The sequence below is a fragment of the Periweissella fabalis genome, assembly GCF_012396505.1.
GTDB lineage: Bacteria > Bacillota > Bacilli > Lactobacillales > Lactobacillaceae > Periweissella > Periweissella fabalis.
In genome coordinates this window covers 20128-45219 of the sequence record NZ_JAAXPN010000010.1, presented here as the reverse complement: position 1 = coordinate 45219, position 25092 = coordinate 20128, and the positions used below count along the sequence as shown (strand labels likewise).

Here is a 25092-nt window from a genome sequence, read left to right as displayed (position 1 = left end):
TTGCGATTTCCCTATTATCTAACCGAAAAAGTGAATACGACAAAAGACGTCCAGATAAGGAATATAACTAAAAAAGACTGAATTTTTTACAAATTCAGTCTTTTTGGTATTTTAGAAAATTATTTATCTTCTTACAACACATCTAGTAACAAATTACTACTAAAAATGGATCTATCACAAACCCTAAAAATTAAATATATTGAATGATTGTCATTAAAATTGGTACAACAATAATGAACAAGACTGTTGAAGTTGTAACAATATTAGTTGCAAATTTAACATCACCATGTGCTTCAGCTGCTAAGATTGGTAAAACAGCCAACATTGGCGTTGCTGATTGTACAATCAAGGTTTTTTGTAAGACTGGTGCTAAGTTCACGCCATGACGTGCTGTGAAATACACAATTGCAATCATAATAACTGGTGATAGTACAAACCGGCCAAGCAATGCAACAATCGTATCACGATCAAAAGTAATACTCTTTAAACCAGCATCCGCTAATACAATCCCGATATAAATAAGTGATAATGGTGTTACCAAACTACCAACATAATTCATGCTTTGTTGTAAAAATGTGATCTTTAAAATTGGAATATTTAATAATAAAAATACTAATGCAACCACGAATCCAACTAAAGGCATTGGAATAACTTGCTTCCAATTGATTTTTTTCTTTTCACCAGTGTTGGCAGTCTTAGTTGGATCATCGTTACTAATTAAGAAAACCCCAAAGGCCCAAGTTGAAACGGTATTAACAATATAATAAACCAAGAAATACGTTAAACTATCGTTACCAAACAAAGCAATATTTAAAGGTAACCCAATAAATATAGTGTTAGCATTAACGATTGCATTAACCATGATTCCACGACGGCCAGGTCGAACTTTTAATACTTTAACTAAAATAAATGCAATTACATAACCAATAATTACGGCCAAGAATCCCCAAATTAAGTAACTTGAAAATGATACCAATGTACCACGAGTCAAACGTTGTAATACTGAAACAAAAATTGATGCTGGCAAAGCAATATTTTTAATAAATTTAGAAATATTCTTACCAAAACTATCTGCAAACCAACCTTTAACTCGTAAAATGTAACCAAGTGCCATAATGATTACGACAACCAAAACACTTTGTATGGAACTCCATAAAACTGCCATTATTCCTACCTCAAAATTTCTAAAACTTAAAATTCCTGTATATATATTTGAAAATATCTTTAAATAATTAAGTCACCAAAACATCCCCACCTAATTAATTTTTATCTCTGTTTGCCGTGTCCTTATACGTGTCAACTAAAATCAATGGTACAATATAAGTAATTAAAATTTTATTGACAGCGTAATTGTCACTGTACTCAGAGTGATAAAAACAATTAAATGTTTTTAAAGATGCAACAAATTTTTAAACATATTTTCTTATATAACTATTCATTGTCATCTAATATAATGCTTTTATAATGGTATAGTCAAATTAAATATGAGCTATAAATGATTTTTATATCATCATTTAAATAACAGTCATAGCAAGGAGTAACCATGTATATTCGTGACCTAGAATATTATCAGCAATTAATCTTGCAAAAAAACTTTTCAAAAGTTGCCGCTTTTTTTAATGTTAGTCAACCAACCATCAGTGCTGCTATTAAACGTTTAGAAGAGGAACTTTCAACCCAATTAGTTATACGCGACCATTCACATAACGATCTTTATATTACTTTGGCTGGTGAACAATTAAATAAACATGCCAATCAGATATTAAATGAATGGTTAGTAACTAAAGATGAAATAAGTCGCCTAAATAATGATCAAATTACATTAGGCCTACCACCAATTATTCGCAACTACTATTTTACGAAAATTGCTAGCCAACTCAGTTCGTTAGATTTATTGCACAATATTCAAACAATTGAAAGTGGTTCAAATGATTTACGTAAAGCATTATTGCACGGTAAAATTGATATTGCCTTACTTGGTTCAGATGAGCCATTATCATATAAATCATTAATTACCCAAGAATTCGATCGCCATCCTTTCCAAATATTTGTCGCAAAAAATCACCCTCTAGCTAATAGGCAGGCCATTCATTTTGCAGATTTAAAAGGCTTACCTTTTATATTACTAAGTGAAGGATTTGTCCATACTCAAGCAATAAATAAACTCGCCAATCGTAATCATATGCGCTTAAACCCTATTTTCCGCTCCACAGATGTTAATTTAGTCCTTAACATGGTTGCAGCTAACTTAGGCATTTCTTTTTTAGCTAGTATTACTAATGATCAAAGAAATGATATTGTCGCTCTTGATTTACTAGATGATGATCAACCTGAGTTTATAACTAGTATTGCATATCGTACGGCACATGTCTTAACTCCGGCTCAGAAAAATATTTTAATCCTCTTAAACAAAAATTTAAGAGGTATTTAATGCAATTGAATGGTATTGTAGCAGATGTCACTACCAAGTAGAATTTCGCGAAAAAAGATAGTGTGACAAAAGACTCATCGATAAGGTATAAAACTAGAAAATCCCGACTAAATTTTAAAAATTCAGTCGGGATTTTCTAGTTTTATGCTAGCATCTGCCTTTTGTCAGACATTCTATAAGTGAACTACTACTAATTTTTAGTTATACCACAGCTACTTTTAGTGTACATTTAGAATATATTTGACCTTTTTAAGCGTGTTTTAGTAAATTAATCATGAACGCGTCCTAAGAAATACTTCTTCTTACCACGCCGAACAATCACAAATTTACCATCATACATTGCACTCGGATCAATCATTGCTGCAACATCCGTAATTTGTTGCCCATTAATTCGAATTGCTCCATTGGTTACATCTTCACGTGCTTGACGTTTTGAACTATCAACACCAGCATCAACAATGAAGTCTACGATATTTTTAACTTCACTAGTTAATTCAAATGATGGCATATTAGCAAATCCTTGGGCAATTTCAGTTGCTGTTAAATCTTGAACATCACCTGAGAATAACGCTGCTGAAATTCGTTCAGCTTCATCAACGGCTGCTTGTGAATGTACAAAGCGAGTCACTTCTTGAGCAAGCTTACGTTGTGCTGCCCGAGCACGCGGATTTTCTTTAGTTGCTACTTCGAGTGTTTCAATTTCTTCTTTTGATAAGAATGTAAAGTATTTCAAATATTTAATAACATCTGCGTCTTCTTGATTAAACCAGAACTGATAGAATTCATATGGTGATGTCTTTTTAGCATCTAACCATACTGCACCACCAACAGTTTTACCAAATTTAGTTCCATCAGATTTAAGCATTAATGGAATTGTTAAACCATAGGCCTTCGCATCATTACCTTCCATCCGGTGAATCAAGTCAATTCCGGCAGTGATGTTACCCCATTGGTCAGCACCACCAACTTGTAATTGGACTTCTTCTCGTTTGAATAGTTCAAGGAAATCAACTGATTGCAAGATTTGGTAAGTAAATTCTGTAAATGAAATTCCAGTTTCTAAACGTGAAGCCACGACATCTTTGGCTAACATCGTATTAACTGAAAATAACTTACCGTAAATACGCAAGAAATCAAGCAAACTAATCTTACCTAACCAATCACGGTTATTTACCACACGGAAGTTTTCTGTACCAAATAAGTGTACCATTTGAGCAGTCAAAGCTTCCTCATTATGCATAACTTGTTCCATCGTCTGTAAAACCCGTTCTGAGTTTCGGCCTGATGGATCACCAATTGAACCGGTTCCACCACCAATTACAATCACTGGTTTGTGACCAGCTAATTGGAAACGTTTTAACACCATAAAGGGGATTAAGTGCCCAATATGCATTGAATCTGCAGTTGGGTCAATCCCCGCGTACATACCGACTTGTTTTTCATTTAAAAGCTCTTGTAAGCCTTCTTCATCTGTTAATTGGTTAATGGCCCCGCGCCATTTTAAATCAGCAAAAATTTCCATTTGAGTTCTCCTTTTTTCCATAAAAAAAGTCCTCAAGTGTATGAAGAATATACACTTAAGGACGAATTAATTCCGTGGTACCACCTTAATTTACTACGCTTATGTAGCCTTAGGCGTCGATAACGAGACGAATCGTTTGTGCTCCATAGATGTAACTTCGTTAAATAAATACTGGTTAGTTCACAACAACCACTAACTTTCTGAATCAGATATCTATTCACTACTTTGTCTATATCATTGCTTAAATTATTTTAACATGTTAGTTAGTACTTGAGTAGCCATTTTGATAGTTAATATTTACGCCCGATTGAACATTAAAGATGTACAAGTTAAAACGAATTGTTTGACTACCAATTGATTCAGCTTGCATTTGAACTCCACGTGGGACCAATTCTTGAGCTCGATAATAAGGAGTGACTTGATAACGAACATAATCATTTGGGTGACTCTTTAGGTAACTTGCAACCATATTTTCATAATAAGACATTCCCGGATCATTTAATGATCGCGTCCCAGTCACTAAGTTTTGTAAGTTATTATTTTGACCAGTAAACTGATAACCAATTAAATGTGACCGATTATATAACCATTCAATATGCCCATTAATTGGTACTTTACGATTTTTAAATCCTGTTGGATTAACAGTTAATCGTTGTCGCTTAGCATGCGGCATCAAACTTTTATTTAATAATGCGCTTGCCCCAGTTGCTCTTCCTAAATTATCCAATGGCTGATAAGTTGCCCACGCACCATGTGTCGTGTTTAATTGTTCTGCCGTAAAGTTCGGTTGGCCATTGTTAACTTGAATAATTTGTTGGCCATTAAAATTTAGTTGTGCTAACCCAGTTTGTGCTTGATTAGTATCTGGTTGGCCTTTTTGGGATGCTGTAGTTGCCGGCTGTGATACCGAATGTTGACTATCTCGAATAGCTTTTGATGTTGCCGTATTAGCATTATATTGCTGGTGTTTATTACTAGTGGAACTACCTGTAAACCAACTTGCTGCCAATGCCACTAAGATAATTAAGCCAATAATTGATATAAAGCCCGATTGAGGTACTTGCTTTTTTGAGGCCATTTGATTCTCCTATTTAATCAATCGTAAAAACACTTCGTTGGATGCGGCCTTTAATTTGGCGCCGCCGTGCTTCACGATAATAATAAAAAAATTTTTGTTTTGCTAATGCAGTCTGTGCTTGAATTAACCGACCATCGTAATTGCTTTCCGTCATAGCTTGTTCAGAAGCTTTAGCTAAATTCCAGTCGATTTTTGCTTCATCAACTTGATCCATTAGCATACCATCGTATGCCAAATGAGTTAACGGTTCTCTTTTCTTACTTAGACGCTTCATAGCTCAGTTCTCCCCTCAACAGCCTTAATCAAGGTCATTTCATCGGCATAATCAATATCACTTCCCACTGCTAAGCCATGTGCTAATCGAGTTACTTTAATTCCTGCCGGCTTTAACATTCTTGCCAGATACATTGCCGTAGCTTCACCCTCGGCATTCGCGTTAGTTGCCACAATTACTTCAGTAATGACTTCATTTTCTTGGAGCCGTTTGATTAAGCTAGCAATGTTAATATCATCCGGTCCCTTACCATCCATCGGTGAAAGGACACCATGTAAAACATGATACAATCCGTGATATTCACGAGTATTTTCCATTGACATGACATCTTTAGATTGTTCAACTACTAAAATAGTAGTTTGATCTCGACTAGGATCTTGACAGATAACGCATGGATCAGCTTCTGTGATATTACCACATACACTGCAAAACTGTAAATCACGCTTGGCAGCAATGAGAGCTTGGGCAAAACCAGTCACATCCTCCTCATCCATACCAAGGGTATAAAATGCTAGGCGAGTGGCTGATTTTTGTCCAATCCCCGGCAATTTCATATAGCTTTCTATTAATTGGGCGATTGGTTCTGGATATTGCATCAAACTCTCCTTTAAAAAATTATTTAAAATCCTAAACCACGGGTATATTTACCCATAGTTTGTGCAGTTTGTTCGTCAATTTTTGTCATAGCGTCATTAATAGCAACTACTAACATATCTTGTAACGTATCAACATCCTCTGGGTCAACAATTGCTGGGGCTACCACAACGTCTTTTAACTTTCGATCACCTGTAAAAGTAACTTTTACTAGATCACTTGGTGCAACTCCTACAAATTCAGTTGCTTCCAACTCTGCTTGCTCTGCTTGCATTTGCTTTTGCATCTTTTGCATTTGCTTCATCATGCCTTGCATATTTCCACCCATCATATTATCATTCCTCGTTCTTTCATTAATTAATTATTTTCAATTGTTACAATATCACCAAATAAAGCTTTGGCTTGTGTAATCAGCTCAGGTTCATCTATTTTTACAGGTTCACTTGGTATCTCAACTGCCATACTTACTGGTTTATCAACAGGTGGTTGGGTTTCCACTGCTAATTCTGAAAGTTGTGGTACAGTCATATCTGTAAACGCAATCTTTTCTTTGTACTGATTTACATAGCTATTTCGTAGCTGATTCCATTGATCATCAGTAATCAAAACCACCATTGGTGTCTCACCAGTTAGCCGATTTAAATTCTGCAAAATATTATTTTGGAGCGTTTCATCTTGCTGTGCTAACCGATGAATATATGGTTGATTAAAAGCCAATACAATTCCATTAGGACTAGCAGCTACTGGCTTAGCTTGATTTAATTTTGCCATTTCAACTACACTTAGCATATTAAGCAAATCCGCATAGTTATCTTCGATTGCTCTTAAAGCAGCTTTTGTTGCCACATGTAAAATATCAAAAACACTTTGCCCGTCAAAGGCTACTTTCCCAGTCAAAGTGTTTTTAGCTACTGGTGCAATCGGACCGCTACTAATCGGAATATTACGAGCAGCTTCGATTGGCGGTGCCACTAATGGTTGACTATCAGCTGTTTTAGCAGCTGATACGTGTTGCTTATTAGCTGTAATTGCCGCTTCATCACTAGGTTGCTCTATTTTGGCTGCCACTGCAGTGGATATGTTTGGCTTATCCACTTGCGGTTTTGTTTTAGTCGATGCTGGTACTACTAGCGTGTCTGTTTGCAGATTAAGACTTGCTAACTTTACAGTCAATACTTCTAAATAGACATCCGGATGTGTTGTAAATCTTAATTGTTGTTGGACATCATTTAGTACATTAATTACATTATATGCATAATCAGGTGTTACTTGCTTACTAAGTGTTACAAAAACTTCATCCGGTGTAACTGTCACCATATCTGGTGCTTGATTAGCTAATAATAAATCACGAATATAACTAATCAAATCCTCAATAAAGCGATGTGCATCTTTTCCTTCTTGTAAAATTGATTCTAATACTTGTAAGCTAGTTGGTACATCTTCAGCTAATACTGCTGTGACATACTCATTTAATAAGCTTTGCTTCACTGCCCCAGTCACTAACAAAGCATTAGCTAATGTTACTTGATCATCCCCAAACGATAACGTTTGATCCAAAATACTTAAAGCATCGCGCATTCCACCTTCAGCGGCATTGGCAATCACCTTTAAGGCTGGAGCTTCATATTGGTAGCCTTTTTGCTCCAAAATATACTCCATACGCGTAATACTACCAGTGGTTCCAATTCGACGAAAATCAAAACGTTGCGTACGTGAGATAATCGTCAATGGTATTTTATGTGGTTCAGTTGTTGCCAGAATAAAAACGACTTGTGTAGGTGGCTCTTCTAATGTTTTTAATAAAGCATTAAAGGCCCCTGTTGATAACATATGCACCTCATCAATGATATAGACCTTAAATGGTGCTTGAGTTGGAGCATATTTAACTTTATCACGAATATCACGAATTTCTTCAACTCCATTATTTGAAGCAGCATCAATCTCAATTACATCATTTAAAGATCCATTATTAATCGCTTGGCAATTGATACATTCGTTACATGGTTCACCATCTTGCAAATTCAAACAATTTAACGCCTTCGCAAAAATTTTAGCCGCCGATGTTTTACCTGTCCCACGTGGCCCAGTAAACAAATACGCATGGCTCGTTTGTCCCGTAATAATGGCATTTTTCAATGTTTTAGTGATAATTTCCTGTCCTACCATATCGCTAAATTTCTGTGGACGCCACACCCGATATAGTGCTTGATAAGCCATTTGTTTACCTCCCGCTGATTTCATAATACTCTATCAATATTACCACATTAAAAACACCTATCGCTGATTTATAACCACAATTTTAGATAAAAAAAACGAGGCCATTTCTGACCTCGTTTCCTAAGCTATGTATGTAAAGCACAAATTGCAGCATTCTTAGGGCTGCTTCCTTCCAGACCTGACCCGGTTCGAAGTACAACCTTGCCTTACAGGTTATAATTATACATGTTATAACAATAAACTTCAAGCATCTTTTGTCTGTTGTGCTTTAATTGCTTTTTTACGAGCTTTTTGTTGTGCTCGAATATCACGGAAAAACTTTTGTAACAATTCACCCGATTCCTTAGCTAGTACTCGTTCATGAACTTCAACTTGATGATTAAAACGTTCATCAGTTAACAAGTTATGTAAACTTCCTACGACCCCTGCTTTAGGATCACGTGCTCCAAAATAAAGTTGTGGAATTCGTGAGTTAATAATGGCACCAGCACACATTGGACAAGGTTCTAATGTCACAAACATCTGGCAATCCTCTAAGCGCCATGACTTTAAGCGCCGATTAGCTTCTTGAATTGCCATAATTTCAGCATGGACGGTTGCATCTTGTGTATGTTCGCGCAAGTTAAAGCCCCGACCAATAATCTCACCGTTATGAACAATTACAGCCCCGATGGGTACTTCGCCAATTGCCTTAGCTTTACTCGCTTCTTTTAAGGCCGCTCGCATATAATTTTGCTGTTCTTCAATTGTTAATTCTTGCATGCTATTTATCCTCTAGGCTTTAACGGCTTCTAAAATATAGTAGCCCTTATCTTTACGAATAATTTCGCAATTACCAAAAACTTCTTCCATTAATTTTTTGGCTGATGGTGCACCTTGCTTTTTTTGTAAGACAACGGTTAAAGTCCCACCAACTACTAAATATTGTATTGATTTGGCAATCATTGCTTGGACAACTTCTTTACCTGCTCGTACAGGTGGATTGGTTAAAATAGCAGCATATTGATCAGTTACGTCTTCATACACATTAGAATGAAATACTTTAACTTGTTCCGTAACTTGATTCGTTGTTGCATTACGTTGTGCTAAACTTAAAGCTAAGTTGTTGACATCAACCATATCAACTTTACGGTTTGGATATGCTAAGGCTAGTGCGATTCCTACTGGTCCATAACCAGTACCTAAATCAAGAATTTTTCCAGCCGGAGCGTGGTCTTCACGAAATGCTTCGAGCATAACACGTGTCCCATAATCAACCGTTTGCTTTGAAAAGACACCATTATCCGTGGTAAACTTAATCTCGTTATTTAATAAAATAAATGGCCACGTTTTTTCATCGTGGACAATATCTGGGTTCTCAGTGTAGTAGTGATTATTCATGGGCATGGCCCCCTTCATTTTGCTTCTCTATAATAATAACTGTTAAGTAAAAACTTTTACACCCTTTTATAAATTTTTTCTCTTTGCTACTCTAAGGCAAATAAACAATTTATTTCCCACAGTACACTATATATAGTTTTTTTTATTGCACCGGCCACTACATATTGTTATACTAATCGATGAAATAAAAAGGGACAGGGGTATTATAATATGAATAAATTAACTGTATTTACTAAAGATAACTGCATCCAATGCAAGATGACAAAACGTTTCTTAGAAGCTCGTGGCATCGCATTTGAAGAAAAAAATGTCAGCACAAACCCAGAATATGTCGACTATTTAAAAGCTCAAGGCTTTCAATCAGTACCTGTTGTTGAAGGTGCTAATATTGATTCAATCGCTGGCTTCCGTCCAGATGCTTTGCAACAATTAGCCTAATTATTCAATTAAAAGTCGCGTGCTAAGGCAACATCTTGTTTCAAAAAACAACAGGGTGTTGTTTTTTATTTTTAAAGTACATACACGCTAGCTTAATCGTCATCTAAAAATTTAAGGGGAGCCTACACATGAGTTTAAAAGACTTAAAAGACGTCACATATTTTGATTTAAATAATCAAATTAATATTCCAAAAAATAATCGAATCCAATTAGAAAAGGATCACGAAGCTTTAGTAGCTTTTTTTGCTGAAAATGTTGAACCAAATACCATGAAGTTTGCAACCCTTCGTGACCGTTTTGACTACTTACTTGACAACGATTTCCTTGAACCAGGATTTGTTGCTAAATATGATTTTAGTTTCATCGAGAAATTATATGATTATCTTTTAGAGCAAGATTTTCAATTCAAGTCATTTATGGCCGCTTACAAATTCTATGCCCAATATGCTTTAAAAACAAATGATAATACAACTTATCTAGAAAGTTATACTGATCGAGTGGCCATTAATGCGCTTTTTTATGGTGATGGAAACGAAGAATTGGCTATGCACTTAGCTGACGAAATGATTCACCAACGCTACCAACCTGCTACCCCTTCATTTTTAAATGCCGGTAAGTCACGCCGTGGAGAACTAGTTTCATGTTTTGTTATTCAATCAACTGATGATATGAATTCAATTGGTCGAGTTATTAATTCAGCACTTCAACTTTCACGAATTGGTGGTGGTGTTGGAATGAATCTTTCTAACTTACGTGAAGCTGGTGCGCCCATTAAAGGAATCGCTAATGCCGCCTCTGGGGTTGTACCTGTCATGAAATTGCTGGAAGATTCATTTTCTTACTCAAATCAACTTGGCCAACGTCAAGGGGCTGGAGTTGTTTATTTAAATGTCTTCCACCCTGATATTATGAGTTTCTTGGCAACTAAGAAAGAAAATGCTGATGAAAAGATTCGTGTTAAAACTCTTTCATTAGGTTTAACAATTCCTGATAAATTTTATGAATTAGCTAAGGCTAACGAACCAATGTATACTTTCTCACCATATGATGTTGAGCGTGCATACGGTACCCCATTTAACTATGTTGATATTACAGCTGAATATGATAATTTAGTTGCTAATCCTGAAATTACTAAATACAAGATTAATGCACGTGATCTTGAAACTGAAATTTCTAAATTACAACAAGAATCAGGTTACCCATACATTATCAACATTGATATGGCTAATCGTGATAGCGCAGTAGCTGGTAAAATTGTTTCGTCTAATTTGTGTTCTGAAATTCTTCAAATTCAAGAGCCATCAAAAATTAATGATAAACAAATGTATGATCATCTTGGAACTGATGTTTCATGTAACTTAGGTTCTATTAATATTGCCAATATGATGGAAACCACAGATTTTGGTCAATCAATTGACAGCATGATGCGGGCACTTTCATTTGTTTCAGATATGTCAAAACTTGACATCGTCCCATCAATTCGTAAGGGTAACGATGAAGCACATGCAGTTGGTCTAGGTGCCATGGGCCTTCACGGATACTTGGCTAAGAGTCATATAATGTATGGTGATGAAGATTCAATGGACTTCACAAACGTTTTCTTTATGATGGTTAACTACTATACTTTAGTATCATCAAACAAGATTGCTCGTGAACGAAAAGAAACCTTTAAGGATTTTGAATTATCAAAATACGCTGATGGGTCATACTTTGAGAAATATATTAATGGCGATTGGCAACCTAAATCAGAAAAAGTTGCCGCACTTTTTGCCAATCATCATATTCCAACGGCCGAGGATTGGCGTCAACTTGCTGCTGACGTTAAGCAATATGGTCTATATAACCGTAATCGTATGGCAGTTGCCCCTACCGGATCAATTTCATACATTAACGATGCAACTTCATCATTGCACCCAATTGTAAACCGTATTGAAGAACGTCAAGAAAAGAAAATTGGTAAGATTTACTATCCAGCTCCATACTTGGCTGATGATACTATTCCTTACTATGTTTCTGCTTACGATACTGACATGCGTAAAGTTATTGATATCTACGCAACAGCACAACAACATATTGACCAAGGAATGGCATTAACGCTCTTTATGCGTGCTACTTTACCTGAAGGTTTATATGAATGGAAGAACGGTCGGACTGATAAGATGACAACTCGTGATTTAAATATCTTACGTAACTATGCTTATAAGCGTGGTTGTAAATCAGTTTACTATGTTCGAACATTTACCGACGATGACACTGAAGCTGGTGTTAATGAATGTGTAAGCTGTTCAATTTAATTGCATAACTCAAAGATGAAGATATGAATTGCGATAAATTCGTAATTCATATCTTTTTTGTAACACCTCACTTATTTTCTTAAATTTTGGTGCGGTTGACATTGTCTAAAACCCGGGCTAAAATTTAGTGAATCAATTAACAACGGAGAAGAATATCTAATGGCAAAAGAATACATCGCAATTAATTGGAATAACATTGAAGATGCTATCGATAAAGCAACTTGGGAAAAATTAACTGAACAATTTTGGTTAGATACCCGAATTCCATTATCAAATGATCTCGACGATTGGCGTCAAATGGATCAACAAGAAAAAGATCTTGTTGGCTTAGTTTTTGGTGGTTTAACGCTGCTTGATACCGTTCAATCGCAAGACGGAATGTCAGCACTTAAAGAAGATATTCGTACTCAACATGAAGAAGCTGTTTTAAATAATATTGAATTTATGGAATCAGTACATGCTAAATCATATTCTTCAATCTTTGAAACATTGAATGCCCCTAAAGAAATTGAAGCAATATTTGAATGGACTAATACTAACGAGTTTTTACAATACAAGGCCCAACGTATTAATAATATTTATCAAACAGGTACCCCATTACAAAAGAAAATTGCATCAGTATTCTTAGAAACATTCCTATTCTATTCTGGTTTCTATACGCCACTCTATTATTTAGGCCACAATAAACTAATTAATGTGGCAGAAATTATTAAATTAATTTTGCGTGATGAATCTGTTCATGGCACATATATTGGTTACAAATTCCAAGTAGCATTTAATGAATTAAACGCTGATGAGCAAGCGGAAATTAAAGCTTGGATGTATGATTTATTGTATGAATTATATGAAAACGAAGAAAAATACACACATGAATTATATGATGGTGTTGGTTGGACTGATTCAGTGCTCACTTTCTTACGTTATAATGCTAATAAAGCCTTGATGAACTTAGGACAAGATCCATTGTTCCCAGATACAGCAGATGATGTTAGTCCTGTTGTTATGAATGGTATTTCAACTTCAACTTCAAATCATGACTTCTTCTCACAAGTCGGTAATGGTTACCGCCTTGGTCAAGTTGAAGTTATGGATGATAATGATTATGACATTTAAAGATAATTAGCTAAAAAGAGCTGTCATAGAAGTTCTATTTTAATATGCACCCCAAAAGTTGACCTTTTTTGGTCTAACTTTTGGGGTGTTTTATTATACAGGTATATCTTTAAATAATGCATAGCCGCCTCTATTAGAAGCTATTTGCACAGTTTAAGTACAATAACTTAGATTATTATTTTAATTAGTATAAACAAGCTTATAAAGAGCAGATAGCTTGTATCATTTGATTATACCCAATTCGAAGTGCACAAAAAAAGAGTTAGCAAGGATAACCTTACTAACTCTTTTATACTTTGTAATTTAAAATTACTTAGCAGCTGCAGATGCACCAGCTTCTTCAAGCTTAGCAACTAATTCAGCAGCATCGGCTTCTGACAAGCCTTCCTTAACGATTGATGGAGCACCATCAACCAAGTCCTTAGCTTCTTTCAAGCCAAGACCAGTTGCTTCACGAACTGCCTTGATAACCTTGATCTTAGCTGAACCAGCTGAAGTCAATTCAACATCAAATTCAGTCTTAGCAGCAGCATCGGCACCAGCAGCACCAGCAGCAGCTACAGGAGCAGCAGCAGAAACACCAAATTCTTCTTCGATTGCTGAAACAAGGTCAGCAAGTTCCAAGATAGTAGCGTTTTTAAGTTCTTCGATAATAACGTCTTTGTTTAAAGCCATTGTAAAATCCTCCAAAATTTTTGTTTTTAATTTAAATTAATTAAGCAGCAGGTTCTTCGTCTTTTGCATCTGAAACTGCTTTAACAGCGTATGCAAAGTTACGAACAGGTGCTTGTAATGTTGAAAGCAACATTGACAACAAGCCTTCACGACTTGGCAATGCAGCAAACTTGTTGATTTCTTCAACAGAAGCAATGTTACCTTCGATAACACCACCCTTGATTTCAAGGGCTTCAACTGAATCAGCAAACTTCTTCAAGATACGCGCTGGGGCGATAACATCTTCCTTAGAAAAGGCAACAGCTGATGGTCCAACAAAAAGGTCGTTTAAACCTCCAAGGTCGGCTGATTCGGCTGCGCGTGTCAAGATCTTGTTCTTGATAACCTTCAATTCAATGTTTTCTTCACGAAGTTGCTTACGTAATTCAGTTGATTGTTCAACAGTTAAACCACGAACGTCAACGACAACAGCAGATACTGATTCGTTAAACTTAGCGGCAACTGCTTCAACTTCAGCCGCTTTAGCGGCGATGGTTGCTTCACTCATGTTTTTTACCTCCTTATTTATTTTGATTTCTCAAAAGAAAATCCCTCGTCTAAACCGAAGTTTAACCGAGGGAAATAAAGTCGTTGTAAACTTCCTCGGCAGGATTTAACTATTAAGGCTGATGCCTCCTGAGTCTTAGGTAGAAATCGTATTTAATTAACTACAATATGATACCAATAATCCTGCCAAAGGTCAATCAATTATTTAAAATAATTGATTACAATGAGTCAACAGCAACGTTAACTGATGGACCAAAAGTAGAAGCGATTGATACGTGCTTCACGTAAGTTCCCTTAACAGCTGCTGGACGAGCACGTACAACAGTTTCAGCAATAGTCTTCAAGTTTCCTACAAGAGCAGCATCATCAAATGATACTTTACCAACAGGAACAGAAACGTTACCGTCACGGTCAGTACGGTAAGTTACCTTACCAGCTTTTGATTCTTGAACGGCTTTAGTAACGTCCATAGTAACCGTACCAGTCTTAGGGTTTGGCATCAAACCTTTAGGACCAAGGGCACGACCAATACGACCAACTTGAGCCATCATGTCTGGCGTAGCAATTGCTACGTCAAAGTCCAACCAACCATCTTGGATACGTTGGATTAAGTCCATGTCACCAACAACATCAGCACCGGCAGCTTCGGCTTCCTTAGCTTTGTCACCCTTGGCGAACACAACTACAGTTTGATCTTTACCAGTACCATTAGGTAAAACTACGGCACCACGTAATTGTTGATCAGCTTGACGAGTATCAACGTTCAAGTTGAAAGCAATTTCAACTGTTGCGTCGAAACCAGCAAAATCGATTTCTTTAACTAATGCAACCGCTTCTGATAAAGTGTAGTCCTTAGTTTGGTCTACCTTTTCAAGAGCAGCAACATATTTCTTACCATGTTTCTTAGCCATTTTTAGCTATTCCTCCTTGCAAATGCGGTCAAACGGCGTCGCCACCTCCCGCTTGATCTTGCGTATTTTCATACGCGATCCGACTGTTCGTTATAGATTAATCTTCAACAACGAATCCCATTGAACGTGCAGTACCTTCAACCATGCGCATTGCTGCTTCAATAGAAGCGGCGTTTAGGTCTTGCATCTTAGTTTCAGCGATTTCTTGGACTTGTGCCTTAGTAACCGTTGCAACCTTCTTAGTGTTAGGTTCTCCTGAACCCTTTTCAACACCAGCAGCCTTCTTAAGAAGAACTGCAGCTGGTGGAGTCTTAGTGATGAAGTCAAATGAACGATCTTCATATACTGAGATAACAACAGGGATGATCATACCTGCTTGATCAGCAGTACGAGCATTAAATTCTTTTGCGAACCCCATAATATTGATACCAGCTTGACCAAGGGCAGGACCCACTGGTGGAGCTGGAGTTGCCTTAGCGGCAGGAATTTGTAACTTAACAACTGTTACGACTTTTTTAGCCACGATACATTACCTCCGTTTCGTGTTGTGGTATGAATGGAGATAAGATTTCTCCTCCCACATATACTATAACAAGCATACTATGGTATAGTACCACCACATAATTTTAATTTCAAGTATAAAATTTGATTTATTTAAATTTATTATGCTGTATGCTTCATTAGATTTAATTTTCTTAGTTCACTAATGAATTTTACACATGGCCAAAGCATAATTAACACCGATGCTGTCCAAGCAAGAGGATTAGCAAGCATTGCTCCAAAATAACCCCAATGTGGTGCTAATACTAAACCAGCAAAGACACGGGCAATTAATTCCCCAATTCCGGCTAAGGTTGGAACTAAACTATTTCCTGACCCTTGTAAAACATTTCGAACAACAAATAATACGGCCAATATCATGTAGGTAGTTCCAACTACTTGGAAGTAATTACGAGCCATTGCAAAAATCTCTTCATTTCCTTTAGGATCGATAAACCAGCCAATCATTGGATCGGCAAAAATAATTTCAATTGCTCCAAATACTATTGCTGACACTAACCCAGCAATCATAATATATTTAGTACCATCTAAGATACGTTTAAACTCTTTGGCCCCGTAGTTTTGTGCTGTATATGTGGCCATCGTTGTTCCTAGTGAGATAAATATTAGAACGGCAAATTGATCGATCTTTGAAGCGGCAGTTGTAGCTGTAACTGCTTTAGGTCCTAAAATATTAAGTGACATTTGTAAAATAACTGAACCAATCGCAATAATTGATGTCTGGAATGCTACTGGATAAGCAATGCGCGCATGTTCAACAAAATCAAATTTAGTAAGTTTAAAATCAGCTTTTGTTAAAGCCAACTCTGGTAAATGACGAGGAATCCACATAATTAATAAAATTGCTGATGCTAATTGTGCAATGCCAGTTGCATATCCCGCACCGGCTACCCCCATATGAAAGCCTAAGATAAACCAAAGTTCGAGAATAACATTTAAAACTTGTCCAAAAATCAAAAATACTAATGGAATAACTGAATTACCGACCGCTCGATAAATATTTGCAAGTAAATTGTATGCCATTTGTGTAAAAATACCTGCAAAAATTACAAAAATAAACGCATATGTATCGTCATATAATACTTTAGGTGTTTGCATTAAGTGTAAAATTTGTGGTAAAAAGCCTAAAGCTAAGATAGTTACTACAACTGAGGTTGCTGCGGTAATTAAAATACTCATCGCAAAACTGCGTTTAACACCGGCAATATCCTTAGCACCAAACTTTTGAGCCGTTATAATTGCCAGTCCGACTGTTAAACCGTTAGCAAAACCTAAAACTAAAAATTGTAAACTACCAGTAGATCCTACTGCACCTAGAGCATTTTCACCTAGTGTTCGTCCAACAACTAATGTATCTGAGAAACTATACATTTGTTGAAAAAAATTCCCAATTAACAAAGGAATTGTAAAAAGCATAATTTTTTTTAATGATGATCCGTTTGTTAAATCCATCTATTTATCCTCTATATGTTAAATATAACCATAAAACTACAAAATAATATAAAAAAGATCAGCAAATTCAACGAATCTACCGACCTTTATTGGTTGTTGCAACTACTTTAATTTATTAAAGTACTACTTCGTAAATAATAAATTAAACTTCTTCAAGTTTATCTACGTCATCATAGGCAAGTTCAGTTGGTGTTTCACGACCAAACAATTCTACATTAACGCTTAACTGTTGCTTTTCTTCATCCAATGCGGTTACGATTCCTTGCATGCCTGCAAATGGACCAGCAACAATGTTAATTGTTTCGCCGAGTTCAAGCTCAAGCTTTTCTTCACGGCGGGCTGTAATACCCATACGACTCATCAAGTTCTCAACTTCATCTGGCAATAATGGTGTTGGTTTTGAACCACCACCGTGTGAACCAACGAAACCAGTTACTCCAGGAGTGTTACGAACAACGAACCAAGCTTCATCACTCATAACCATTTCAACTAAAACGTATCCTGGAAAATCATTTTCGATAATTGTTTTTTCTTCACCATCTTTAACAGTGGTAACTTCGTTTTCAGGCACGACTACACGGTAAATATAGTCTGTCATATTCATTGTTTCAGTACGTGATTCAAGATTATTTTTAACCTTATTTTCATATCCTGAATACGTATGTAATACGTACCATTGTTTTTCAATTGAATCCATTGTTTTCTCCTCGTAGCGGTCGGTATAAATTTTTCAACAAAAAAAACTTCGTTGCAAACGAAGTTTTCTGTAACTGTACTAATTATAGCAAATCATGTTTCCATGAGCCAATGAAATTTACTTAGATAATAATGCTAAACCAGTTTGAATCAACCAGTCGATGCCACCTAAGAAAAGGGCAAAGAAAATTGCAGTGGCGATAACAGTAATTGAGTCACGCCGATTTTCTTTTGCGGTTGGCCAAGTAACGATTTTCATTTCGTGGATAACACTTTTCAAAAATTTCATTTTTCTCTCCAATAATTAGCGAGTTTCGCGGTGCAATGTGTGTTCACCACAGAACTTGCAAAACTTTTTAACTTCTAAACGTTCTGTTCGGTTAGGATTTGCCGCAATGGTGTAGTTCCGTGAAGCACAGACACTACATGCAAGGGCGATTTTCTTTTGTGCCATAATTTGAAACCTCCAAATTTACCCACTAATGACGATAACGGGTAAACAATTCTCTCAATAGGCTATCACTATTCGAGCAATTCTTCAAGCTTTTTTCTTAGGTGTGCTCTTGAACGAGTTAACATCCGGCGATTAGCTTGATTATCAGTTTTAGTAACATTTTGATAATCTACAACTTGTACTAATCCAACTAATTCATTTAAAACATACCGCTCTCTACTAGTAAGTTGACCATTGGTGAATTGTTCGACTGCCTCACGAACAAGCAATAAGTCTTGTGCTGTACCATAGCGTGTGACTCCATCCTCAAAAGGTATAACAGTTGTATAAACACCAGCTATTTTATCTAAGTCGCGCAGCTTAGCTTTTTGACGGCGCCATTCATCAATACACCGAAAATTAATTGCACAACGTAAATAATTACCAAATGAGCGCTTAAATTCGCGAGTTTTAAACGACAACACACATTTATATGTAATCATTTGCATCTCTTGGAACCAATCATCTTTTTCAATTTTTAAGTTACGAAACTTAACCCATTGCGCTAAGTACAACGGGCGAAACTGGGCACAGATTCGTCCAAAAGCATCTTCGTCACCCTTTTGTGCTTGCTCAATAAGTGTTAGCAAATCAACTTCGATATATTCTGTCATCCTTAATATTCCTCCTAACATTTAATAACATTAAGATAATCAATATCGCAGATTTACAAAATCGAACATTTGTACGTTTTCAATAATTAGTACATAACCTACCAGCCTAAAAACTTGCTATCACTTGCTTTTCACTAAATTAAATAGAATTTAAAAAAGCAAATATAATGAAAAATATAATTTTAATTATATTTTGTGTCGTGAACTAAAACCTTGATAGATTAATAATGAAGCAGCTACTGATGCATTTAATGATTGAACATGGCCAATCATTGGGATAGTTAGCATCTCATCAACATTTTGTTTTAATAATGGTGCTACACCGCGACCTTCATTACCAATAATTAATGCAACTGGGCCATTAGCATCCCAGCGTCGATAATCAGTACCATTCATATCTGTACCAAAAATCCATAGACCACGTTCTTTAAGTTCTTTAACTGTATTCACAAGGTTTGTTACTCGTACAACTGGCACGTGTTCAATCGCACCAGTTGAAGTTTTAGCGACTGTTGCCGTTAATTGAACAGCTCGTCGTTTTGGAATAATAATTCCATGTGCCCCAGCCGCATCTGCTGTCCGCATAATTGAGCCTAAATTATGGGGATCTTCAATTGAATCGAGAATCAAGAAAAATGGTGCTTCATCTTTTTCGGCAGCTTTAGCAAATAAATCATCCAATTGTGCATATTCAAAAGCTGAAATTGATAAAACAACTCCTTGGTGATTTTGGCCATCACTTAATTCATCTAACTTACTCTTAGGTGCATTTTGAACAACAAGTCCACGTTCTTTAGCTAACGCAAGCACCTCACTAATTGCGTCGCTATGAATACCATCTTGCAGCCACACTTTGTTAATTGTCTGTTCCGTTGACTTCAAAGCTTCAACTGCTGGATGACGTCCAATAACAAAGTCCCCTAATGGTGCTACAGTTAACTTGTCATCTGGCTTCCCATTAGTTCGTTCTGGCCGCTTGGTATTACGCGGACGTCCATTATCTTGTTCTCGTTGTGGTGCCCGTCGTTTTGGCTTGCGTCCTCCACGGTAGTCATTGTTATTTTGCATTTACTTTTGTCCTTCCTGATTCAACTTGCTCAATACACCAAGCAGCTAATTGTTCAATTCGTGCCGTTTGATTACTTAAATATAGATAACCAAATAATGCTTCTACACCGGTTGAAATCCGGTAACTCACAATATCAGTATTTTTAGCACCTGTATGTGATTTAGCGTTTCGGCCACGTAAAAAATACTGTTTTTCTTCATCTGTCAAAAGATCATCAGCTTCCATCAATCGATATAATGCTGCGTGTGCTTTAGCTGAAACATAACGTGTTGCGGTATGGTGCAAATGTGTTGGCTTAACCATACCTTTAGCTAATAAATGTTGCCGAATATAAATTTCATAAACTGCATCACCCATATAAGCTAATGCAATCCCATTCATTTGTTGGTAGTTTCCCATTTTTATTCTTTCTTCCATCGAGTTCCTTGTGCGGTATCTTCTAATATGATACCTTGTGCTTTTAATTCTGCCCGAATCATATCTGCTTGTGCGTAATCTTTAGCTTTTTTAGCAGCATCACGAGTTGCAACCTTTTCATCAATCCATTTAGTATTCTCTTCATCTAGACTAGGTTGAACATTGACACCAAGTACCATAACCTCAGCTGCAAATTCACGCAATGCATCGTGACCAGTTAAGCTACTAACATTTGTTGCTTTCGCATAGACATTTAAAGCAGTTGTAAAATCATTAATTACTGTCATTGCGTTAGCTACGTTAAAATCATCATCCATAGCTTGCATAAACTTTAATTTAAATGCCGTAACTTGTGCTGCCAAATTACTATCCTCAACTGGACTAGCATCATCTTGTTGCAAGCGAAAATCCAAGTTTGTATAAGCTGTTTGCAGGCGTTTAACAACCTGAGTGGCTTCGGCAATTGCAGTTTTAGTATATGCTAATGGTCGCCGATAATGGGTCGTTGCCATCATTAATCGTAATGCCTGTGGCTCTACTTCATTTAATAAATCGTGGACTGTTACAAAATTACCAAGTGATTTTGACATTTTTTCATTATCATCACCAACTGTTACAAAACCATTATGCAACCAATAATTCGCAAATTTTTTACCGGTATGTGCCTCTGATTGAGCAATTTCATTTGTATGGTGTGGAAAAGCTAAATCCTGACCGCCACCATGAATATCAATTGTATCACCTAAATACTTAATTGCCATTACTGAACATTCAATATGCCAACCAGGTCGACCAGGTCCCCAAGGTGAATCCCATGTAATGGCTTCATCAGGATTAGCTCCTTTCCATACTGCAAAATCAACTGGATCTTCTTTACGGGCTAATTCACCATCATCAAGTCGTTCTGAAGCTCCAATTTCTAAGTCATCAATATTTTGATGTGCTAGATGGCCATAATCAGGAAATTTACGTGCACGAAAATAAACATCTCCTTTAGCTACATATGCATACCCTTGCGTAATTAAATCAGCTACAAACTTGATAATTTCATTAATATGCTCTGTTGCTAATGGACGTACTGTTGCGGGCTTAATATTAAGTGGCAATGTATCTTCAATGAAAGCTTGTTCAAATTTAGTTGTTAATTCATGCTCAGAAATTCCTGCTGTACGTGCAGCTTTGATAATTTTATCATCAACATCAGTAAAATTTGAAACATAATTAACTTGATAACCAGCGTATTCAAAATAGCGACGAATCGTATCAAATGCAATTGCTGAGCGGGCATTACCAATATGAATGTAGTTATAGACGGTTGGACCACACACATACATATTTACAATTCCAGCTTGAAGTGGCTTAAATAATTCCTTTGTACGGGTCATCGTATTAAAAACATGAATCATAGTGTCTTACTCCTCATTCATTCCCATTTCGTAATTTAATAAGTTATATCATAGCATAAAATCAGTACGGCCGCTTAGTTCATCTAAAGTAATCTTTAACGCAAAAATCCTAATAGTGCTATCACCATTAGGATTTTTCATGTTCATTTAAATTATTACTTTAATTTTTCGATTAAAGCTGTCACATTGGCAATAACCTTTTCTTTACCAAGTAATTCAAGTACTTCTGGTAAAGCCGGACCATGTGTTTCATGTGAGGCAGCAATTCGAATTGGCATAAAGAGCTTACGTCCCTTAATTCCAGTTTCTTTTTGTACCGCCTTAATAGCTGGTGAGATTGAAGCAGCTACGAAGAATTCAAGTTTTTCAACTTGGGCTTTAAAGCTTTCAAGCACTTTAATAACGTCTTCTGTATCAGCAATTTCTTCCTTTGCTGCAGCATCAAGTTCAGCTGGCATATCGAAAAATACATCTTTAGAAAATTCGTTAATTTGGTTAGTAAATGACATTTGATCCTTATAAAGTTCTGTCATCTTAAATAACCACGTCAACTTTTCTGGTGTTAATTCAGCTTGTTCGACCATTCCACCAGCTACTAGTTGATGTAAGATTGATGGGAAAATATCGCTAGTTGGAACTTTCTTCAACCATTGATTATTAACCCATTCAAGTTTTTTAGCATCAAACTTAGCTGGACTCTTTGATAAGCGTTTTTCATCAAACATCTTAACAAATTGATTTAAGGTAAAGATTTCTTCTTCACCAACTGGTGACCAACCAAGTAACACAATAAAGTTCAATAAAGCTTCTGGTAAGTAACCAAGTTCACGATATTGTTCAATAAATTGTAAGATTGATTCATCACGTTTTGACAATTTACGCCCAGTCTCAGTATTAATAATTAATGTCATGTGGCCAAATTGTGGAGCATCCCAATCAAAAGCTTCATAAATCATTAATTGCTTAGGAGTATTTGAAATATGATCATCTCCACGAAGAACATGTGATATTTCCATCATGTGATCATCAACAACTACGGCAAAATTATAAGTTGGCATCCCATCACGCTTTTGGATAACCCAATCACCACCAACTTGTTCAGCACCAATTTCGATTTCACCTTTAACAATATCATTCCACTTGTAAACTTTACCAACTGGAACCTTAAAACGTACAACAGGTTCTAAACCAGCCGCTTTTGCTTCTGCAATTTTTGCTTCGCGTTCTTCATCAGTCATACCAGCGAATTCATATTCATAGCGTGGTGTTTCACCATTTTCAATCTGGCGTTCACGTTCAGCAGCTAATTCTTCTTCAGTTTTGTAAGATTCATAAGCAAGACCACGATCTAATAAATCTTGAATTAATGGTTTATAAATTTCCATCCGTTCTGATTGACGATATGGCCCATACTCACCTGGCTTATCAGGACCTTCATCCCAGTCCATCCCAAGCCATTTTAAATTTTCCAATTGACTACGTTCACCATCAGCAATATTACGTTTTAAATCAGTATCCTCAATTCGGATAATAAATTTACCTTTATTGTGACGTGCGTAGAGATAGTTGAATAATGCCGTACGAGCGTTACCAATGTGTAAATGCCCTGTTGGACTTGGTGCATACCGCACCCGAAGCTTCTTATTTGCCAATGTGTTAGCCTCTTTCATTTTTTCATTTTTTTATGCACTTGTGATAATACACCAAAAATGCCTATTTTTAAAGTATCTCAGCTTTTTTTCTTACGAATTTTATAATAAATTTTTACTTTATTCGATTGGTTTAGTTGCGTGAGTGGGCTTTGCAAAAATCATGCGCCCAGCATCAGTTTGTAGAGCTGATGTGACAGTAACATCAAGCTTTTTATTCATGAAGTATTGTCCATCTTCAACAACTACCATTGTACCGTCATCAAGATAAGCAACCCCTTGTTGTCGCTCTGTCCCTTTTTTAACCACCATAACATGCATCGTTTCACCAGGTAATACCCGAGGTCGTAAAGCACCAACTAATTCATTAATGTTAAAAATGGTAATATTTTGAAATGATGTTACTTTATTAAGATTAAAATCATTCGTAACTAGAACTGCATCAAGATCTTTTGCTAACTGCACTAATTTCTCATCGACTTCCTTAATATCTTCATAATCACCTTCATACATTTCAATTGGGATAATTTGTTCTTCACGTAACTTATTAAGAATATCTAAACCACGACGCCCGCGAACCCGCTTAACTGAGTCAGCTGAATCAGCAATATATTGAATCTCGTACAAGACAAAATTAGGTACTAGCAACGTTCCCTCAATAAAGCCTGACTTTACTAAATCATAAATTCGACCATCAATTAAAATATTAGTATCTAAAATTTTATAATGATGGTAATTAGGCTCTAACTGTTTGTCGCCTATCACTTCACCTTCTTGTAAAGGTTCAATTTTCCCACGAACCCGGTTAAAGCCAGGAATTAAATTTTTCCATTCATCCGTTCGCGTCGTCCCTAATCGAAAACCTAAATATCCAAATAACAACATCAAAAGAATCGGAATAACTGTATTAATCAAAAAAATACGTGAATTAACAAATAAACTTGAAATTAAAACTGCAATTAATAACCCTAAAATTGTCGTAATACTACCAATTAATAATGATAGTGGGTTTTTCTTTGATAAATAATTTTCAATATCGCCAAGCTTATGATCAATATAATCAACTAAATAGAATGAAACAAATAATAGCAATAACGCGCCGATTATAAAGTCTGTGATATTATTATCAATCCATTGATAGTTCACGTGGATTAGATGCCAAAAACTTGGTAACACTAGCAGACCAATTGCCCCTCCCACCAAGGCTAATGCTGCTTGAATGATTTTCTTTCGCATATAAATATCCTTTCCTACTTACTATA

General features: G+C 36.2%; 27 protein-coding genes, 1 other RNA gene and 2 other annotated features. Of the genes, 4 read left to right on the top strand and 24 right to left on the bottom strand.

Annotated elements, in window-relative coordinates:
- Nucleotides 1-190: 190 nt before the first annotated feature.
- On the bottom strand, nt 191-1165 hold the full coding sequence (locus tag HF964_RS08535) for an AEC family transporter (RefSeq protein WP_168722630.1): 975 nt from the start codon (nt 1163-1165) through the stop codon (nt 191-193).
- 378 nt (nt 1166-1543) lie between these two features.
- Between HF964_RS08535 and HF964_RS08530 the strand changes: the two genes are divergently transcribed.
- Entirely contained in the window at nt 1544-2431 is an 888-nt protein-coding gene (locus HF964_RS08530; RefSeq protein WP_168722629.1) for a LysR family transcriptional regulator, read from the top strand.
- A 268-nt stretch (nt 2432-2699) separates the two neighbouring features.
- On the opposite strand, the gene tyrS is transcribed toward HF964_RS08530, so the two are convergent.
- The 9 genes from tyrS to HF964_RS08485 all read right to left on the bottom strand — a co-directional run bounded on the left by tyrS (nt 2700) and on the right by HF964_RS08485 (nt 9496).
- A complete protein-coding gene (tyrS, locus tag HF964_RS08525) occupies nt 2700-3953 on the bottom strand; it encodes a tyrosine--tRNA ligase (RefSeq protein WP_168722628.1) in 1254 nt (417 codons plus the stop codon).
- Between the two features lie 54 nt (nt 3954-4007).
- Nucleotides 4008-4200, bottom strand: a binding site (T-box leader).
- Between the two features lie 12 nt (nt 4201-4212).
- The gene (locus HF964_RS08520; RefSeq protein ID WP_168722627.1) at nt 4213-5031 is read right to left on the bottom strand and encodes a DNA/RNA non-specific endonuclease; all 819 of its coding nucleotides are present in this window, start codon (nt 5029-5031) and stop codon (nt 4213-4215) included.
- A gap of 13 nt (nt 5032-5044) precedes the next feature.
- Nucleotides 5045-5305, bottom strand: a complete 261-nt coding sequence (locus HF964_RS08515) for a YaaL family protein (protein ID WP_168722626.1) — start codon at nt 5303-5305, stop codon at nt 5045-5047.
- Nucleotides 5302-5901 carry a recombination mediator RecR gene (gene recR, locus HF964_RS08510; RefSeq protein WP_168722625.1) on the bottom strand — a complete coding sequence of 200 codons (600 nt, stop codon included), beginning with the start codon at nt 5899-5901 and terminating at the stop codon, nt 5302-5304. The genes HF964_RS08515 and recR overlap by 4 nt, the downstream gene beginning before the upstream one ends.
- Nucleotides 5902-5924: 23 nt before the next feature.
- Nucleotides 5925-6230, bottom strand: coding sequence for a YbaB/EbfC family nucleoid-associated protein (locus HF964_RS08505; protein ID WP_168722624.1), 306 nt, complete (start codon nt 6228-6230; stop codon nt 5925-5927).
- 26 nt (nt 6231-6256) lie between these two features.
- Nucleotides 6257-8116, bottom strand: coding sequence for a DNA polymerase III subunit gamma/tau (dnaX, locus tag HF964_RS08500; protein WP_168722623.1), 1860 nt, complete (start codon nt 8114-8116; stop codon nt 6257-6259).
- A gap of 127 nt (nt 8117-8243) precedes the next feature.
- Nucleotides 8244-8329, bottom strand: an RNA gene (gene ffs, locus HF964_RS08495) — signal recognition particle sRNA small type.
- A gap of 30 nt (nt 8330-8359) precedes the next feature.
- Complete coding sequence (tadA, locus tag HF964_RS08490; RefSeq protein ID WP_168722622.1) at nt 8360-8878, bottom strand: tRNA adenosine(34) deaminase TadA; 519 nt, start codon at nt 8876-8878, stop codon at nt 8360-8362.
- 12 nt (nt 8879-8890) lie between these two features.
- On the bottom strand, nt 8891-9496 hold the full coding sequence (locus HF964_RS08485; RefSeq protein WP_168722621.1) for a class I SAM-dependent methyltransferase: 606 nt from the start codon (nt 9494-9496) through the stop codon (nt 8891-8893).
- 210 nt (nt 9497-9706) lie between these two features.
- On the opposite strand from HF964_RS08485, the gene nrdH reads away from it, so the two are divergent.
- The 3 genes from nrdH to nrdF all read left to right on the top strand — a co-directional run bounded on the left by nrdH (nt 9707) and on the right by nrdF (nt 13341).
- The gene (nrdH, locus tag HF964_RS08480; RefSeq protein WP_168722620.1) at nt 9707-9934 is read left to right on the top strand and encodes a glutaredoxin-like protein NrdH; all 228 of its coding nucleotides are present in this window, start codon (nt 9707-9709) and stop codon (nt 9932-9934) included.
- 128 nt (nt 9935-10062) lie between these two features.
- Complete coding sequence (gene nrdE / locus HF964_RS08475) at nt 10063-12228, top strand: class 1b ribonucleoside-diphosphate reductase subunit alpha (RefSeq protein ID WP_168722619.1); 2166 nt, start codon at nt 10063-10065, stop codon at nt 12226-12228.
- A gap of 159 nt (nt 12229-12387) precedes the next feature.
- Nucleotides 12388-13341 carry a class 1b ribonucleoside-diphosphate reductase subunit beta gene (gene nrdF, locus HF964_RS08470; RefSeq protein WP_168722618.1) on the top strand — a complete coding sequence of 318 codons (954 nt, stop codon included), beginning with the start codon at nt 12388-12390 and terminating at the stop codon, nt 13339-13341.
- Between the two features lie 309 nt (nt 13342-13650).
- Here nrdF and rplL read toward each other — a convergent pair whose 3' ends face one another.
- The 14 genes from rplL to HF964_RS08400 form a co-directional block, all read right to left on the bottom strand.
- The gene (rplL, locus tag HF964_RS08465) at nt 13651-14016 is read right to left on the bottom strand and encodes a 50S ribosomal protein L7/L12 (protein WP_168722617.1); all 366 of its coding nucleotides are present in this window, start codon (nt 14014-14016) and stop codon (nt 13651-13653) included.
- A gap of 40 nt (nt 14017-14056) precedes the next feature.
- Nucleotides 14057-14563, bottom strand: coding sequence for a 50S ribosomal protein L10 (gene rplJ, locus HF964_RS08460; protein WP_168722616.1), 507 nt, complete (start codon nt 14561-14563; stop codon nt 14057-14059).
- Between the two features lie 26 nt (nt 14564-14589).
- Nucleotides 14590-14721, bottom strand: a sequence feature (ribosomal protein L10 leader region).
- A gap of 59 nt (nt 14722-14780) precedes the next feature.
- Nucleotides 14781-15473, bottom strand: a complete 693-nt coding sequence (gene rplA / locus HF964_RS08455) for a 50S ribosomal protein L1 (RefSeq protein WP_168722615.1) — start codon at nt 15471-15473, stop codon at nt 14781-14783.
- A 97-nt stretch (nt 15474-15570) separates the two neighbouring features.
- Complete coding sequence (gene rplK / locus HF964_RS08450) at nt 15571-15996, bottom strand: 50S ribosomal protein L11 (protein ID WP_168722614.1); 426 nt, start codon at nt 15994-15996, stop codon at nt 15571-15573.
- A 140-nt stretch (nt 15997-16136) separates the two neighbouring features.
- A complete protein-coding gene (locus HF964_RS08445; RefSeq protein WP_168722613.1) occupies nt 16137-17486 on the bottom strand; it encodes an MATE family efflux transporter in 1350 nt (449 codons plus the stop codon).
- Between the two features lie 142 nt (nt 17487-17628).
- Nucleotides 17629-18183: a transcription termination/antitermination protein NusG gene (nusG, locus tag HF964_RS08440; protein WP_168722612.1), complete on the bottom strand. Its 555-nt coding sequence runs from the start codon at nt 18181-18183 to the stop codon at nt 17629-17631.
- Nucleotides 18184-18300: 117 nt separating this feature from the next.
- A complete protein-coding gene (gene secE / locus HF964_RS08435; protein WP_168722611.1) occupies nt 18301-18471 on the bottom strand; it encodes a preprotein translocase subunit SecE in 171 nt (56 codons plus the stop codon).
- A gap of 15 nt (nt 18472-18486) precedes the next feature.
- Entirely contained in the window at nt 18487-18636 is a 150-nt protein-coding gene (gene rpmG / locus HF964_RS08430; RefSeq protein ID WP_168722610.1) for a 50S ribosomal protein L33, read from the bottom strand.
- Between the two features lie 68 nt (nt 18637-18704).
- A complete protein-coding gene (locus HF964_RS08425; protein WP_168722609.1) occupies nt 18705-19289 on the bottom strand; it encodes an RNA polymerase sigma factor in 585 nt (194 codons plus the stop codon).
- A gap of 186 nt (nt 19290-19475) precedes the next feature.
- On the bottom strand, nt 19476-20357 hold the full coding sequence (rlmB, locus tag HF964_RS08420) for a 23S rRNA (guanosine(2251)-2'-O)-methyltransferase RlmB (protein ID WP_168722608.1): 882 nt from the start codon (nt 20355-20357) through the stop codon (nt 19476-19478).
- Nucleotides 20347-20757, bottom strand: coding sequence for a Mini-ribonuclease 3 (locus HF964_RS08415; protein ID WP_168722667.1), 411 nt, complete (start codon nt 20755-20757; stop codon nt 20347-20349). The genes rlmB and HF964_RS08415 overlap by 11 nt, the downstream gene beginning before the upstream one ends.
- Nucleotides 20758-20759: 2 nt before the next feature.
- Nucleotides 20760-22181: a cysteine--tRNA ligase gene (gene cysS / locus HF964_RS08410; RefSeq protein WP_168722607.1), complete on the bottom strand. Its 1422-nt coding sequence runs from the start codon at nt 22179-22181 to the stop codon at nt 20760-20762.
- Between the two features lie 155 nt (nt 22182-22336).
- The gene (gltX, locus tag HF964_RS08405) at nt 22337-23833 is read right to left on the bottom strand and encodes a glutamate--tRNA ligase (RefSeq protein WP_168722606.1); all 1497 of its coding nucleotides are present in this window, start codon (nt 23831-23833) and stop codon (nt 22337-22339) included.
- Nucleotides 23834-23950: 117 nt separating this feature from the next.
- Entirely contained in the window at nt 23951-25066 is a 1116-nt protein-coding gene (locus tag HF964_RS08400) for a PIN/TRAM domain-containing protein (protein WP_168722605.1), read from the bottom strand.
- Nucleotides 25067-25092: the final 26 nt, after the last annotated feature.

What these genes read in the sequence shown, in the direction of transcription:
- HF964_RS08535 (WP_168722630.1), bottom strand. Translation starts at nt 1,165, where the DNA reads ATGGCAGTTTTATGGAGTTCCATACAAAGTGTTTTGGTTGTCGTAATC.
- HF964_RS08530 (WP_168722629.1), top strand. Translation starts at nt 1,544, where the DNA reads ATGTATATTCGTGACCTAGAATATTATCAGCAATTAATCTTGCAAAAA.
- tyrS (WP_168722628.1), bottom strand. Translation starts at nt 3,953, where the DNA reads ATGGAAATTTTTGCTGATTTAAAATGGCGCGGGGCCATTAACCAATTA.
- HF964_RS08520 (WP_168722627.1), bottom strand. Translation starts at nt 5,031, where the DNA reads ATGGCCTCAAAAAAGCAAGTACCTCAATCGGGCTTTATATCAATTATT.
- HF964_RS08515 (WP_168722626.1), bottom strand. Translation starts at nt 5,305, where the DNA reads ATGAAGCGTCTAAGTAAGAAAAGAGAACCGTTAACTCATTTGGCATAC.
- recR (WP_168722625.1), bottom strand. Translation starts at nt 5,901, where the DNA reads ATGCAATATCCAGAACCAATCGCCCAATTAATAGAAAGCTATATGAAA.
- HF964_RS08505 (WP_168722624.1), bottom strand. Translation starts at nt 6,230, where the DNA reads ATGATGGGTGGAAATATGCAAGGCATGATGAAGCAAATGCAAAAGATG.
- dnaX (WP_168722623.1), bottom strand. Translation starts at nt 8,116, where the DNA reads ATGGCTTATCAAGCACTATATCGGGTGTGGCGTCCACAGAAATTTAGC.
- tadA (WP_168722622.1), bottom strand. Translation starts at nt 8,878, where the DNA reads ATGCAAGAATTAACAATTGAAGAACAGCAAAATTATATGCGAGCGGCC.
- HF964_RS08485 (WP_168722621.1), bottom strand. Translation starts at nt 9,496, where the DNA reads ATGAATAATCACTACTACACTGAGAACCCAGATATTGTCCACGATGAA.
- nrdH (WP_168722620.1), top strand. Translation starts at nt 9,707, where the DNA reads ATGAATAAATTAACTGTATTTACTAAAGATAACTGCATCCAATGCAAG.
- nrdE (WP_168722619.1), top strand. Translation starts at nt 10,063, where the DNA reads ATGAGTTTAAAAGACTTAAAAGACGTCACATATTTTGATTTAAATAAT.
- nrdF (WP_168722618.1), top strand. Translation starts at nt 12,388, where the DNA reads ATGGCAAAAGAATACATCGCAATTAATTGGAATAACATTGAAGATGCT.
- rplL (WP_168722617.1), bottom strand. Translation starts at nt 14,016, where the DNA reads ATGGCTTTAAACAAAGACGTTATTATCGAAGAACTTAAAAACGCTACT.
- rplJ (WP_168722616.1), bottom strand. Translation starts at nt 14,563, where the DNA reads ATGAGTGAAGCAACCATCGCCGCTAAAGCGGCTGAAGTTGAAGCAGTT.
- rplA (WP_168722615.1), bottom strand. Translation starts at nt 15,473, where the DNA reads ATGGCTAAGAAACATGGTAAGAAATATGTTGCTGCTCTTGAAAAGGTA.
- HF964_RS08445 (WP_168722613.1), bottom strand. Translation starts at nt 17,486, where the DNA reads ATGGATTTAACAAACGGATCATCATTAAAAAAAATTATGCTTTTTACA.
- nusG (WP_168722612.1), bottom strand. Translation starts at nt 18,183, where the DNA reads ATGGATTCAATTGAAAAACAATGGTACGTATTACATACGTATTCAGGA.
- secE (WP_168722611.1), bottom strand. Translation starts at nt 18,471, where the DNA reads ATGAAATTTTTGAAAAGTGTTATCCACGAAATGAAAATCGTTACTTGG.
- rpmG (WP_168722610.1), bottom strand. Translation starts at nt 18,636, where the DNA reads ATGGCACAAAAGAAAATCGCCCTTGCATGTAGTGTCTGTGCTTCACGG.
- HF964_RS08425 (WP_168722609.1), bottom strand. Translation starts at nt 19,289, where the DNA reads ATGACAGAATATATCGAAGTTGATTTGCTAACACTTATTGAGCAAGCA.
- rlmB (WP_168722608.1), bottom strand. Translation starts at nt 20,357, where the DNA reads ATGCAAAATAACAATGACTACCGTGGAGGACGCAAGCCAAAACGACGG.
- HF964_RS08415 (WP_168722667.1), bottom strand. Translation starts at nt 20,757, where the DNA reads ATGGGAAACTACCAACAAATGAATGGGATTGCATTAGCTTATATGGGT.
- cysS (WP_168722607.1), bottom strand. Translation starts at nt 22,181, where the DNA reads ATGATTCATGTTTTTAATACGATGACCCGTACAAAGGAATTATTTAAG.
- HF964_RS08400 (WP_168722605.1), bottom strand. Translation starts at nt 25,066, where the DNA reads ATGCGAAAGAAAATCATTCAAGCAGCATTAGCCTTGGTGGGAGGGGCA.